The organism is Sphingomonas sp. MMS12-HWE2-04 (genome assembly GCF_044881185.1).
Lineage (GTDB): Bacteria > Pseudomonadota > Alphaproteobacteria > Sphingomonadales > Sphingomonadaceae > Sphingomonas.
On sequence record NZ_CP173254.1, the window covers coordinates 3,688,362 to 3,701,744 of the forward strand.

At 67.1% G+C, this 13,383-nt stretch carries 8 protein-coding genes and 1 pseudogene; 5 read left to right on the top strand and 4 right to left on the bottom strand.

All coding sequences use genetic code 11. The annotated features are described in order from the left end of the window. Nucleotides 1–56: 56 nt before the first annotated feature. The 5 genes and pseudogenes from nadB (at nucleotide 57) to AB2M62_RS17410 (ending at nucleotide 8,032) form a co-directional block, all read left to right on the top strand. Entirely contained in the window at nucleotides 57–1,646 is a 1,590-nt protein-coding gene (nadB, locus tag AB2M62_RS17390; protein ID WP_404335811.1) for an L-aspartate oxidase, read from the top strand. A gap of 225 nt (nucleotides 1,647–1,871) precedes the next feature. Then, nucleotides 1,872–2,960, top strand: coding sequence for a serine hydrolase (locus AB2M62_RS17395; protein ID WP_404340005.1), 1,089 nt, complete (start codon nucleotides 1,872–1,874; stop codon nucleotides 2,958–2,960). Between the two features lie 56 nt (nucleotides 2,961–3,016). Next, on the top strand, nucleotides 3,017–3,700 hold the full coding sequence (locus AB2M62_RS17400) for a 2OG-Fe(II) oxygenase (protein ID WP_404335813.1): 684 nt from the start codon (nucleotides 3,017–3,019) through the stop codon (nucleotides 3,698–3,700). 60 nt (nucleotides 3,701–3,760) lie between these two features. Beyond that, nucleotides 3,761–6,518, top strand: a pseudogene (polA, locus tag AB2M62_RS17405) (DNA polymerase I). After that, complete coding sequence (locus AB2M62_RS17410; RefSeq protein WP_404335815.1) at nucleotides 6,515–8,032, top strand: lipopolysaccharide biosynthesis protein; 1,518 nt, start codon at nucleotides 6,515–6,517, stop codon at nucleotides 8,030–8,032. The pseudogene polA and the gene AB2M62_RS17410 overlap by 4 nt, the downstream one beginning before the upstream one ends. A gap of 6 nt (nucleotides 8,033–8,038) precedes the next feature. On the opposite strand, the gene purH is transcribed toward AB2M62_RS17410, so the two are convergent. From purH to AB2M62_RS17430, 4 genes are read right to left on the bottom strand one after another with little or no spacing between them, the layout of a single operon-like run. After that, nucleotides 8,039–9,607 (bottom strand): bifunctional phosphoribosylaminoimidazolecarboxamide formyltransferase/IMP cyclohydrolase, encoded by a 1,569-nt coding sequence (gene purH, locus AB2M62_RS17415; RefSeq protein ID WP_404335817.1) that lies wholly within the window; start codon nucleotides 9,605–9,607, stop codon nucleotides 8,039–8,041. A gap of 57 nt (nucleotides 9,608–9,664) precedes the next feature. After that, nucleotides 9,665–11,335, bottom strand: coding sequence for a heparinase II/III family protein (locus AB2M62_RS17420; protein WP_404340007.1), 1,671 nt, complete (start codon nucleotides 11,333–11,335; stop codon nucleotides 9,665–9,667). Nucleotides 11,336–11,394: 59 nt separating this feature from the next. Further along, nucleotides 11,395–12,054: a ribulose-phosphate 3-epimerase gene (gene rpe / locus AB2M62_RS17425; RefSeq protein ID WP_404335819.1), complete on the bottom strand. Its 660-nt coding sequence runs from the start codon at nucleotides 12,052–12,054 to the stop codon at nucleotides 11,395–11,397. A gap of 34 nt (nucleotides 12,055–12,088) precedes the next feature. Further along, nucleotides 12,089–13,360: an RsmB/NOP family class I SAM-dependent RNA methyltransferase gene (locus AB2M62_RS17430; RefSeq protein ID WP_404335821.1), complete on the bottom strand. Its 1,272-nt coding sequence runs from the start codon at nucleotides 13,358–13,360 to the stop codon at nucleotides 12,089–12,091. Between the last annotated feature and the right edge of the window lie 23 nt (nucleotides 13,361–13,383).

Below are 13,383 nucleotides of genomic sequence, written 5' to 3' on the forward strand. Positions count from 1 at the left end.
CGTTGCCAGCCCGGGCGCTTAGCGCCTAGGCGGAGCATGAACCAGTGGAAGAAGCCATGCCCGACGATCCCCATAGCGCCGACATCCTCGTCATCGGATCGGGGGCGGCGGGGCTGACCGCGGCGCTCAACCTGGCGCAGCGCTTCAAGGTCACCGTGCTCGCCAAGGGCGGGTTCGCCGAAGGCTCGACGGCTTGGGCGCAGGGCGGCATCGCCGCGGTGCTCGAGCCCGGCGACACGTTCGAAAGCCATATCGAGGATACGATGATCGCCGGCGCGGGGCTGAACGATCGCGCCACGGTAGAGATGGTCGTCGAGAATGCCCCTGCGGCAATCGCACGGCTGGCCGAGCTCGGCGTGCCGTTCAATACCGAGGGCAATGCGCTGCATCTGACCCGCGAGGGCGGGCACAGCCATCGCCGCATCGTCCATGTCGACGACGCCACCGGCCTCGCGGTACAGACCGCGCTGCTCAAGGCGGCGCAGGCCAATCCCAACATCACCCTGGTGCCCGACATGGTGGTGATCGATCTCGCCACCAGCCGCCACGAGATACGCTATTCGGGCGCCGGCAATGTCTGGGGCGTCTATGCCTTCAACCGGCAGACCAATCGCGTCGAGCTGTTCACTGCGCGGGCGACCGTGTTGGCGAGCGGTGGCGCGGGGCGCACCTATCTGTTCTCGACTGCGCCGCGCGGGGCGACAGGGGACGGCATCGCAATGGCCTGGCGCGCGGGCTGCCGGATCTCGAACATGGAATTCATGCAGTTCCACCCGACCTGCCTCTACAACCTCGACGTCAAGAATTTCCTGATCACCGAGGCCGTGCGCGGCGAGGGCGGCCACCTCAAGAACCCCAATACCGGCCACCGCTTCATGCCCGAACTCGATGCGCGCGCCGAACTCGCCCCGCGCGACATCGTGGCGCGCGCGATCGATGCCGAGATCAAGCGCTTCGGCCTCGATTACGTCCATCTCGACATCAGCCATATGGGCGCGGAATTCGTGAAGCATCACTTCCCGACCATCTATGCCCGGCTGCTCGACCTCGACATCGACATGACCAAGGAGCCGATCCCGGTCGTCCCCGCCCAGCATTATACCTGTGGCGGCGTGGTGGTGGACCGGCACGGCCGCACCGATCTGCCCAATCTCTATGCGGCAGGCGAGGTCAGCCAGTCGGGCCTGCACGGTGCCAACCGCCTAGCAAGCAATTCACTGCTCGAATGCTTCGTGTTCGGCGAGGCCGCGGCGCAGCACATCGCGGCCAACTGGGCTGATTTCGCCCCGCCCCCGCCCATCCGCCCCTGGGACGAGAGCCGCGTGACCGATTCGGACGAGGAAGTCGTCATCAAGCAGAACTGGACCGAGATCCGCCGGTTCATGTGGAATTATGTCGGCATCGTGCGGACCACCAAACGGCTCGAGCGGGCCGCCCATCGGATCAAGGTGCTGCGCGACGAGGTCGCCGATTATTACGGCCATTTTCGCGTGACTCCGGATCTGATCGAGCTGCGCAACCTGCTCGAAAGCGCCGACCTGATCGTGCGCTCCGCACTCCACCGCAAGGAGAGCCGCGGGCTGCACTACACGCTCGACTATCCCGAGACGCGCGAGGTTGCGACCGATACGATCCTAGTACCGTGAAACGTTCCGGAAACGTAAGCGTTGGTAAAGACGCTAGGAGTTTCCACGGGTTGCACGTTTCGTCGCTATCGATACCGTATTCGTCGCATGGGTTTGCGCACGGGCTTTGATGCCGCGCGTAACACACGCATGTTTTGGAGAGGGCTAAGGGTCGCTTTCGTGAAAAATTTTCTGGGTTTCTCGTCTGTTGAACGCGCACTGACCATCGCCGGGCTTGGGCCCGCGATGCTGCTCGGGTGCGCAGTGCACGAGGATGCCCAGCTCGCGGCCTATCTTCCTGCCCCGACCTACAGCGTGATCATGCCCTTCCCGGCCGCCAATGCCGCGCCGGCGCGGCCGAGCGTGCCTGCGCCGCAATCGCTGCTCGCCTCACTCGACGCAGTCACCCGCGGGTTCGACGGCGTCGTCGGCGTCGCGGTGGCGAGCGTCGACGGCGGCTGGACCGCGACCGCCGGCCAGGCCGGCCGCCGCATGCCGCAGCAGAGCGTCAGCAAGCTGTGGGTAACGATGACCGTGCTCGACCAGGTCGATCAGGGCCGCATCCGGCTCGACGATCCGCTGACGATCACCCGCTCCGATTTCACGCTGTTCCACCAGCCGGTCGCCGCTTTGGTCAAGGGCGACCAGGGCTATACTGCCACCGTCGGCGAGATCGTCCGCCGCGCGATGCAAATGAGCGACAACACCTGCAACGACAAGCTGCTCCGGCTGGTCGGCGGGCCCGAGGCGGTGCGCAGCTTCATCGCCCGCAAGCAGCTTGGCGCGATCCGCTTCGGTCCGGGCGAAAAGCTGCTCCAGGCGGGCACGGCGGGCCTTGAATGGAAGCCCGAATATTCGATGGGCAATGCCTTCAACATCGCACGCTCGCGGCTGACGCCGGCAGTGCGGTTGGCCGCCTATGAGGCCTATGTGAAGGATCCGCCCGATGGCGCCGCGCCCGAAGCGATTGCCAACGCGCTCGCGCGGCTGAAGCGCGGCGAGCTGCTCTCGCCGGCATCGACCGCCTGGCTGATCGCGACGATGGATGGCGCCAAGACCGGGCGGTATCGCGTGCATGGCGCGGTGCCGGCCGGCTGGACCTATGGCCACAAGACCGGCACCGGCCAGGATCTCGGCAGCCGCACCGCGGGCTTCAACGATGTCGGCATCCTGATCGCACCCGACGGCACCGGCTATGCGATCGCGGTGATGATCGGCGACACCCGCCGCCCGGTGCGCGAGCGCCAGCTGCTGATGCAGGAAGTCGCCAGCGCGATCGTCGCCAATCACGGGCTCGGCGGCGGCACCGGCTTCGCGGCGATGCCAGGACGCTAAAGTTCGGGCGCAAGCTGCGGAAGGCGCGGGGGTGTTATCGCCGCTAGGTCTCCGTCATGGACATTGACTGGACCGCTGCCGCCGAGGCGCTCGACACCCATGGCTGGGCCGTGCTTCCGAGCCTGCTCGACCCCGCAGCCTGCGCAGAAGTGGCCGGCCTCTACGACTCCGCGCGCTTTCGCAGCGAGGTGATTATGGCCCGCCACGGCTTTGGCCGCGGCGAATACCGCTATTTCGCCTATCCGCTGCCCGATTCCGTGCAGGATCTTCGCGCACGGCTTTATCCCCCGCTCGCCGAGGTGGCGAATCGCTGGCACGCCCGGCTCGGGCTGGACCGCCGCTTTCCCGCCGACCATGCCGACTGGCTCGCCGAATGCCATGCCGCCGGCCAGACGCGGCCCACCCCGTTGCTGCTGCGCTACGGCACCGGCGACTATAATTGCCTGCACCAGGATCTGTATGGCGACCATGTCTTCCCGCTCCAGCTCGCCGTCCTGCTCTCCGCCCCGGGGCGCGACTTTGCCGGCGGCGAGTTCGTGCTCACCGAGCAGCGCCCACGGACGCAGTCCCGCGCTGCAGTCGTTCCCCTGACCCAGGGCGATGCGGTGGTGTTCGCGGTCAACCAGCGGCCGGTACGCGGCAGCAAGGGCGAGTATCGCGTGACGATGCGCCACGGCGTCAGCGCCGTCCATATCGGGCAGCGGCACACGCTCGGGATCATCTTTCACGACGCAGCATGAAGTTTAACGAGGCGCAGTGAAGGCTTTGCCCGGCCCGCCCGCTCGGCTATCCCCGCGGCGATGCCCCATCTCTATCTCGTCGACGGCTCCGGCTATATCTTCCGCGCCTATCACCGGCTGCCACCGCTCACCAACAAGCATGGCGAGCCGGTGGGCGCAGTCTATGGCTATACGACGATGCTGTGGAAGCTCGCCGACGACCTGCACAAGGCCGACGGCCCCACCCACATGGCGGTGATCCTCGACAAGTCGAGCCACACCTTCCGCAACGAGCTTTACGACAAGTACAAGGCGCAGCGCCCGCCGCCCCCCGAGGATCTCGTCCCGCAATTTCCGATGATTCGCGATGCTACCCGCGCCTTCTCGCTGCCCTGCATCGAGGAGGAAGGTTGGGAGGCCGACGACCTGATCGCTTCCTATGCCAAGGCAGCGATGGCGCAGGGCTGGCAGGTGACGATCGTCAGCTCGGACAAGGACCTGATGCAGCTGATCGAGGACGGCAGCCTCGACATGCTCGATACGATGAACAATCGCCGCATCGGCCGCGAGCAGGTGATCGAGAAATTCCAGGTCGGCCCCGAAAAGGTCGGCGATGTGCTCGCGTTGATGGGTGACAGCGTCGACAATGTCCCCGGCGTCCCCGGCGTTGGGCCCAAGACCGCAGCCAAGCTGATCCTTGAGCATGGCGATGTCGAAGGCGTGCTCGCCGCGGCGCCCGACATGAAAAAGGGCAAACTGCGCGACAATCTGATCGAGCATGCGGAGATGGCGCGGCTCTCGCGCAAATTGGTGACGCTCGCCTGCGACGTGCCTCTCCCCGATCCGCTCGAACTCGCTCGAACTCCAGGGCATCCCGGACGCGCCGCTGCGCGCCTTCCTCGAGCATCACGGCTTCAAGTCGCTGATCGCGCGACTGTCGGCGGTGGCCGATGCGCCGGTGGAAGTGCACGAGACGCCCGGCCTGCCCGAGGACCCGCCCTGCGATCACGACGCCTATGAAACCATTGTCGACGAAGCCGATCTCGATCGCTGGATGGCCGACGCGCGCCACCAGGGCTGGGTCGCGATCGATACCGAAACGAGCGAGCTCGATGCGATGCGCGCTGGCCTGTGCGGGGTGAGCCTGGCGCTCGCCCCCAACAAGGCGTGTTACATCCCGCTCACCCATGGCGGCAGCGACATGTTCGCCGAAAAGCCGGTGCAGCTCGACAAGCCGATGGCGCTGGCCAAGCTCAAGACGCTGCTCGAAGACCCGGCGGTGCTCAAGATCGGGCACAATCTCAAATACGACCTGATCGTGATGCGCCAGCGCGGGATCGACGTCGCCCCCTATGACGACACGATCGTGATGAGCTTCGATCTCGATGCGGGGCTGCACGGGCACGGTATGGACGAGCTTGCGGCGACGCATCTTTCGCACAGCTGCATCGCGTTCAAGGACGTGGTCGGCACCGGCAAGAAGCAGCTGAGCTTCCGCGAAGTCGATCTCAAGGCCGCGACGCGCTACGCCGCCGAGGATGCCGATGTCACGCTGCGGCTGTGGCAGCGCTTCAAGCCGCGGCTCGCCTATGAGAGCGCCACGCGCGTCTACGAGATGGTCGACCGCCCACTGGTCTCGGTGATCGCGGGGATGGAGCGCGAAGGCGTCAAGGTCGATGCCGGGGTGCTTTCGCGGCTCTCGGACGAGTTCTCCAAGCAAATCGCCAGCCTCGAGACCGAGATTCACGCCATCGCCGGCTTCCCGTTCACGATCGGCAGCCCCAAGCAATTGGGCGACGTGCTGTTCGACAAGATGGGCATCAAGGGCGGGCGCAAGGGCAAGTCGGGCGTCTATTCGACCGACGTCAACGAGCTCGAGCGGATTGCGGCGGACAAGGATTTGCCCGGTCGTGAGATGGTGGTCAAGGTGCTCGACTGGCGCCAGCTGTCGAAGCTCAAATCGACCTATACCGATGCGCTCCAGGCGCAGATCAATCCCGAGACCGGCCGCGTTCACACATCCTATTCGCTGACCGGCGCGCAGACCGGGCGGCTCTCCTCGACCGATCCGAACCTGCAGAACATCCCGATCCGCACCGAAGTGGGCCGTCAGATCCGCGACGCGTTCGTGGCGGAGCCCGGAAACGTCATCCTCGCCGCCGACTATTCGCAGATCGAGCTGCGCCTCGCCGCGCACATCGCCGACGTGCCGGCGCTGCGCACCGCGTTCGAGAATGGCGACGACATTCACAACATGACTGCGATGGAGCTGTTCGGCGAAGTCAATCGCGACACCCGCGGCCGCGCCAAGACGATCAACTTCGCGATCCTCTATGGCATCTCGCGCTGGGGGCTGGCCGGGCGCCTCGACGTCAGCGTCGAAGAGGCGCAGGCGATGATCAACCGCTATTTCGAGCGCTTCCCCGGCATCAACCGCTATATCGCCGACACGCTGAACGAGGCCAAGGCACGCGGCTACACCACCACGCTATTCGGCCGGAAGACGCATTTTCCGCGGCTGAAATCGCCCAATCCCAACGAGCGTGCGGGCAGCGAGCGCGCGGCGATCAACGCGCCGATCCAGGGCACCAGCGCCGACATCATCAAGCGCGCGATGGCGCGGATGGGCCCGGCGCTGCTCGAAGCCGGGCTGCCCAAGGTGCGGATGCTGATGCAGGTGCATGACGAACTCGTGTTCGAGCTGCCGGAAGGCGATGTGGAAAAGGCGCGCGCTATCATTGGCCATGTCATGGCCACCGCGGCCGAGCCTGCGATCAAGCTCAGCGTTCCGCTCGGCGTCGAGATCGGCGTGGGTCCGAGCTGGGGCGCCGCGCATTGAGCCAAGACACCGCTGCTGAGGATATCAACACGCTTGCCAAGGGCGGGCGGACCAACATCCTGGGCTTTCTGCTCCGTCTCGCGGCGCGGCTGCCGTTTCTGTTCATCGCCGGCCGCGCTTATGGCCCGGACATCGTCGGGCGCTACGCCATCGCGGTGCTCGTCATCGAGTTTGCCGCGCTGGTAGCAACGCTCGGGCTGAAGCGCGGGCTCGCCCAGGCGCTGTCCACCACCGATCGTCCGCACGCCCATGTCGTCTGGGATTCGCTGATCGTCGCAGTGATCGGATCGGCGATCACCAGCGCGCTGCTCATCGCCTTCCCCCAGGCGATGTTCCCGAACAGCCCGGTGATGGGGCTTGAGCGCTTCTTGCCGCTGGTCGTGTTCGCCAGCGCCTTGTCCGACGTGTCGCTTTCCGCACTCGCCTATCGCAAGAATATCGCCGCGTCGGTCACCGCGCGGGCGATCATCGAGCCCTGGACGATCAGCATCGCCGCCTGGGGCTTCAGCTACGTCTCCGCGCGCGACGGACTGCTCTATGCCTATGTCCTGTCGATGACCGCGGCGCTCGCCGCTTCGCTCGTCCCCTTCGTCAAGGAATATGGCCTGCCGATCGGCTGGCGTCCGCGCGTCGTCGAGCTTGCGGCGCTCGCCCGGCGCAACGCGCCGCTGGCCGGCGCCGATACGATCGAATGGGCGACGCGCAACGTCGATCGCTTCATCCTCGGGCTGCTGTTCAGCCCCGCCGTGGTCGGTATCTACTTCATGGCGCAGCAGGTCTCCTCGGTGCCGCAGAAGCTCAAGACCAGCTTCGATCCGATCCTCGGCCCGGTCGTGACGCAAAGCCTCGCCAGCAACGATCGCAAGGCCGTGGCCAAGCAGATCCGCCAGGTCGGCTTCTGGATCACCAGCGCTCAAGCTGCGGCGGCGGTGATGTTCTCGATTCCCGCCGAGGGCGTGATGGGGCTGATCGGTCCCGAATTCGTCGTCGGCGCGACCGCGCTGTGCATCCTGCTCGTCGCCGAAGTGCTCGCCTCCACTGGGGCGGTGTGCGAGACCGGGCTGGTCTACATCGCCCGGCACAAGAATCTGGCCGTGTCGATCTGCGTGCTGGTGTTGCAGATTGCGCTGACCTTCACGCTGCTCATCCTCGCGCGCGACCATGCTTGGCCGCTTGCCTGGCAGGCGGCGGCCCCCGCGATCGCGCTCGCCGTCGCCGTGACGCTGGGATCGGTCGCGAAGGCGGCGCTGCTACGCCGGCTGCTTGGCGCGCCCGTGCTGAGCGTGCGGCCGAGCTTCTTCGCGGCGATCGCGATCGCCTGCCTTGTCGGCGCGGCGTTTACGGCGCTTCCCAAGCACTACGAATGGGCCGAGCTCAGCCTGGGCATGCCAGCGATCCTGGTCACCTATCTGTTCGTGATGATCAAGTTCGGCTTCCGCGACGAGGATCGCGCGCTGTTTCGCAAGATGCCGAGCGCCGACGAAGCGACGCTGCCGACACAGGACGCGCTGTAATCCGCCTTAGTGGCGGAAGTGGCGCATGCCGGTGAACACCATCGCCAGGCCGGCTTCGTCGGCCGCGGCGATGACTTCGTCGTCGCGGATCGAGCCGCCCGGCTGGATCACCGCAGTGGCGCCCGCCTCGACCGCAGCGAGCAGCCCGTCGGCAAAGGGGAAGAACGCGTCGGAAGCGACGGCGCTGCCGATCGTGCGCGGCTCGGCCCAGCCGGCCTTTTGCGCGGCGTCCTTGGCCTTCCACGCGGCGATGCGGGCGCTTTCGAGCCGGTTCATCTGGCCCGCGCCGATGCCCGCGGTGCTGCCGCCCTTGGCATAGACGATCGCGTTCGACTTGACGTGCTTGGCCACCGTCCAGGCGAACAGCGCGTCGGTCAGCTCCTGCTCGGTCGGCGCGCGCTGGGTCACCACCTTGAGCTGGTCGCGGGTGACCCGGCCATTGTCGCGCGACTGGACGAGCATGCCGCCGGCAATCGACTTGAGCATCAGCCCGGGGCGGGCCGGATCGGGCAGTTCGCCGGTGATCAGCAGGCGGAGATTCTTCTTGGCGGCGAACACCGCGCGGGCGTCTTCATCGGCGGCGGGCGCCGCGACGACTTCGGTGAAGATGCCGGCCATCGCCTCGGCAGTGGCGCGATCGAGCGGGCGGTTGACCGCGATGATGCCGCCGAACGCAGAGACCGAATCGCAGGCGAGCGCCGCCTGATAAGCTTCGAGCAGCGTTTCGCCGGTGGCGACGCCGCAGGGATTGGCGTGCTTGACGATCACCACCGTCGGCGGGCCGTCGCGGAATTCGCTGACCAGCTCGAGCGCGGCATCGGCGTCGTTGTAATTATTGTAGCTGAGCGCCTTGCCCTGGAGCTGCTCGGCCTGGGCGATCCCGCGCGCGCCGGTCTGCGGCAGATAGAGCGCGGCGGACTGGTGCGGATTTTCGCCATAGCGCAGCTCGGCGCCCTTGGTCAGCGCGAACGCCAGCGTCGAGGGCAGGCTCTCGCCCTGGTCGGCAAAGGCGAACCAGCTGGCAATCGCCGCGTCATAGGCGGCGGTGGCGGCATAGGCCTTGGCGGCGAAGCGGCGGCGGTCGGCCAGCGTCGTGCTGCCGCCCTCTACCAACGCATAGTCGGCCGGATCGGTGAGGATCGCGACCGAATCGTGATTCTTGGCGGCCGAGCGGACCATCGACGGGCCGCCGATATCGATATTCTCGATGATCTCGTCGCGCTCCGCGCCGCGGGCGACGGTCTGGGCGAAGGGATAGAGATTGACCACGACCAGGTCGATCGCGCCGATGCCGTGTTCCTCCATCGAGGCGACATGCTCTGCATTGTCGCGCACCGCGAGCAGCCCGCCATGGACGATCGGGTGGAGCGTCTTGACGCGGCCGTCCATCATCTCTGGGAAGCCGGTGAGGTCCGAGATATCGCGCACGCTCAGGCCAGCCTCGCGCAGCGTCTTGGCGGTGCCGCCGGTCGAGACGAGTTCGACGCCCTGCGCCGCCAGTGCCTGTCCGAGTTCGACGATGCCGGTCTTGTCGGAGACCGAAAGGAGCGCGCGCTTGATCTTGACCTGGTCCATGGCCCGCCCCTCTAAGGATAGACCGCCGCGTGGCAAGCCTATTCAGGCGGTGAACGCCTATTTCGCGCGGTGGAACAGCCAGCTTAGATTGGTGCCCCCCGGCGGCGTCTCTCCGCTGATCACGAGCTGCTCGCTGGCCAGCGGCTTGCCGTCGCCATCGATCCAGATGCTGTCTTCGATGGCGAGCGCGCCGCCCTTGCAGCGAAACTGCCAGAGATGCCCGGCGGGCGTGCGCAGGATCGCGGCCATTCCGTCGGCCGTGGGGGCGATCTCGACCGAGGGATGGAGGTGGAAGCGGACCGCGAACGGCGTCGGCGCCTTTTTGCGGCGCTTGTCGGCGGGGAGCAACATGTCCTCGCCGCGAATGTCCCGGCCGTCGTGCGACACTGCGACGACACGGCGATGGCGGAAGCCGAAGCGCCGGCAATAGCCGTCATGGCTCGCCTCGATCCGGCTGCCATTCTCGGTCTCGTGCCGCGCCAACTCGACTTCGACGACGCCGCGGCCGAGCGTGCCATCAGGGTGGATCGCAGTGGAATTGCTGTCGGCGAGAACCAGAGTGGAGTGCGCTGCAGTCGTGCGCAATCCCTCGGTGAGCGCCGCGGGCAGTTGGGCATTGGCCGCGCGCGCGCCACCGCAATTGATCACCAGCCGATGCTCGCCATCGGAAAACTCGAACGCTAGCGTCGAAGCGCAACCGCCCTCGACCAGCCGCGCCAGCGGCGGCGGCGCGGCATCGATGATCAGCACGGTGCCACCGGCCGAAAGGCGCTGATAACCCCATTCGCGCGCCTGCTTGAGCGGGCGGGTACGCACGCCCGTCCCCTCGATCACCTGCTGGATCACTTCGCCAGGCACGGGCCCAGACCCTTGCCAGCTCGCCAGCCCGCGATCGCCATGGCAGACGCCGAGCAGGGCGGTGACCATCCGGTTTATCGCAGACTGGAGCATCGCCGGCGGCTCGAGCCGGCGCGCGCCATAGGCCTCGGCGAGCATGGTCAGCAGCTGCACTGCCTCGAGCTGGGCCGCGGGCGAGCGCGAGACGACGCCGCCATCCTCGAATACCGACTGGTCGATCGCGCGCTTGAGCCCGGCTTCGCCGATCGCGCGGCGCGGATCACCGCCCGGCATCACGAGACCCGCAGTGATCTCCCCGCACCAGGCGGCCAGCCGCGGCAGGCCGATTTGGACGCGGTCAGCCGTGCGATAGAGATGCCGCGCGCCCCGCGCCAGCGCATGGAGCACGCTCGACCGGTAGACGAGATCGCTAGACGACAGGATCAGCGGCGCATGCGCGGTCCAGAACAGGACACGGCGGCCCCACAGGTCGGCGCGCCACGCGGTGTCGGAGATCTTTTCGCCATGGCAATCGAGCCAGCGCCGCATGATCGCCTCGGCGATCGGCGCGCCGCGCGCCCGGGTAGTGACGCTCGACAAGTCGCGCAGCCAGGCGAAGCTTTGGAGATATTCGGTGAAGGCCGGCGACCAGTCCGGCCTAGCGAAATCGATCGCCTCGATCTCGCGGGCCTCGCCGCGGAAGGTCGCGACACCGTCGAGCAGCGCATTGCCGCGCTCGACATCGCCGAAGAACGGATCCTCGGGCACCGCGATCAGCTTGAGCGGATAGCGGCCGCGCAGCCGCACCGCGTGCAGGGGGGTGGCCCAGCTCATCCGCTGGAGGCGCTCGGCGATGCGATCGGCGAGGCTCAATCCCCGGTCGCCGCCCATGCGCACGAGCCGCTTGCCTGCCTCGATCCCGTCGGCGCCGGAATCGGGTTTGTCGCCGCTCACCCGCCGCGTAGCGCTTCGATATTCACTTGATATTGGCGCGATCCGCCGGCGAAGCTCGCCGTGCCGGCGACCAGCACATCAGCACCCGCGGCGATCGCGCGCGGCGCGGTGTACCGGTCGATCCCGCCATCGACTTCGAGATCGATCGCACGGCCGCTGGCATCGATGCGGCGGCGCAGCTCGGAGATCTTGGCCAGCTGGCTATCGATGAATTTCTGTCCGCCGAAGCCCGGATTGACGCTCATCACCAACACCAGATCGACCAGGTCGAAAACATGATCGATCGCGCTGATCGGCGTCGCGGGATTGAGCACCACGCCGGCGCGCTTGCCCAGATCCTTGATCGTCTGGAGCGTTCGATGGAGATGAGGGCCGGATTCGGGATGCACCGAGAGAATGTCCGCGCCCGCATCGGCAAAGGCAGCGAGCAGCGGATCCACCGGCGTGATCATCAGATGCACGTCGAAGACCTTCTTCGTGCACGGCCGCAGCGCCTTGATCACCGCCGGGCCGATCGTGATGTTGGGCACGAAATGTCCGTCCATCACGTCGACATGGATCCAGTCGGCCCCCGCAGCATCAATGGCACGGATTTCCTCGCCCAGCTTGGCGAAGTCGGCGGAGAGGATCGATGGAGCGATGCGAACGGCGGCCATATGCGGTCCTTAGCATGGCGCGAATTGCACGCAACTACGCCGTGTCGCGCCGGAGCCTCGCAATGAAGAAGCCGTCGAGTCCGCCCTTGTCGGCGAGCATGCCGGGAAGCAGGCGAAGCGTGCCGTCCTCGCGGGGCGTGATGCCTTCGGGCAATTCGTCTTCGCGCACTGGGACGATCGCATAGTCCGATCGCGCAGCGAGAAAGCGCGCAAGCTGGTCCTCGCCTTCCTGCGGCTCAAGCGAACAGGTCGAGAAGACCAAGGTGTCGCCCGGCGCCACCCAATCGGCTGCGCGCGCGAACAGCTGCGCCTGGAGCGCGGCCATCTCGGCGATCAGCGAAGGGCGGACGCGGTGGAGCACATCGGGATGCCGGCGGAAAATGCCGGTGGCGCTGCACGGCGCGTCGAGCAGCACCGCGTCGGCCGGCGCGGCAGGCTGCCAGGCGAGCAGATCGGCCGCGACGATCTTCGCATCGAGCCCGGTGCGCTCGAGATTTTCGCGAAGTCGCGCCAGACGACTTTCGGAAATGTCGACCGCCGTCACGTCCCAGCCCGATGCAGCGAGCTGCAGCGTCTTGCCACCGGGCGCCGCGCAGAGATCCAGCGCAGTGCCGGCACCTTTGCCGAGCAGCCGTGCGGGGATCGAGGCGGCAAGATCCTGCACCCACCAGGCGCCCTCGGCATATCCGTCCAGCGCCGGAATCGCGCCGCGCTCGGCAAGGCGAAGATGGCCCGGGGCGAGGCTTTCACCCTCCAGCTCGGGGACAGTGCCGGGATCGCGCAGGGTCAAGTCGATCGGCGGCGGCGCGGCGATCGCGCGCTCGGCATCCTCGATCAGCTGGTCGCCCCAAGCCGCGTGCCAGCGCAGCGCTACCGGATCGGGAAGCGTCGGCGGCTCCGGAAGTGTAACGCCCTGGCGCGACAGCGTGCCGAACACGCCGTGGACGAGTTTGCGGGGCCCGCCATCGACGAGCGGCAGCACTGTGGCGATTGCGGCATGGCCCGGCGTGCCGAGGGCAAGCGCCTGGACCAGTGCGATGCGCAGCGCGAACCGCGCCTTGGCGTCATCGGGCAAGGGCTGGCGCGTTGCCGAATTGATCAGCGCATCGAGATCGGGCAGGCGGCGCAGCGCCTCGGCGACGATCGCATGGGCAAGGCCCCGATCGTTCGGCGCCAGCCCCTGCGTCGATGAATCGAGCGCCTGTTCGAGCGCGAGGCCGCGGCGCAATACCGCGTCGAGCAGCTTGAGCGCGGCCCGGCGCGCGGGCACGCCAGGGGGATCGGACTTGGGACGCGGTGGCTGCACTTGACCTCTGGGACTCGAACGAC

Coding starts and splice junctions, on each gene's coding strand:
- nadB (WP_404335811.1), top strand. CDS start 57: ATGCCCGACGATCCCCATAGCGCCGACATCCTCGTCATCGGATCGGGG.
- AB2M62_RS17400 (WP_404335813.1), top strand. CDS start 3,017: ATGGACATTGACTGGACCGCTGCCGCCGAGGCGCTCGACACCCATGGC.
- rpe (WP_404335819.1), bottom strand. CDS start 12,054: ATGGCCGCCGTTCGCATCGCTCCATCGATCCTCTCCGCCGACTTCGCC.
- AB2M62_RS17420 (WP_404340007.1), bottom strand. CDS start 11,335: ATGGGCGGCGACCGGGGATTGAGCCTCGCCGATCGCATCGCCGAGCGC.
- purH (WP_404335817.1), bottom strand. CDS start 9,607: ATGGACCAGGTCAAGATCAAGCGCGCGCTCCTTTCGGTCTCCGACAAG.
- AB2M62_RS17395 (WP_404340005.1), top strand. CDS start 1,872: ATGCTGCTCGGGTGCGCAGTGCACGAGGATGCCCAGCTCGCGGCCTAT.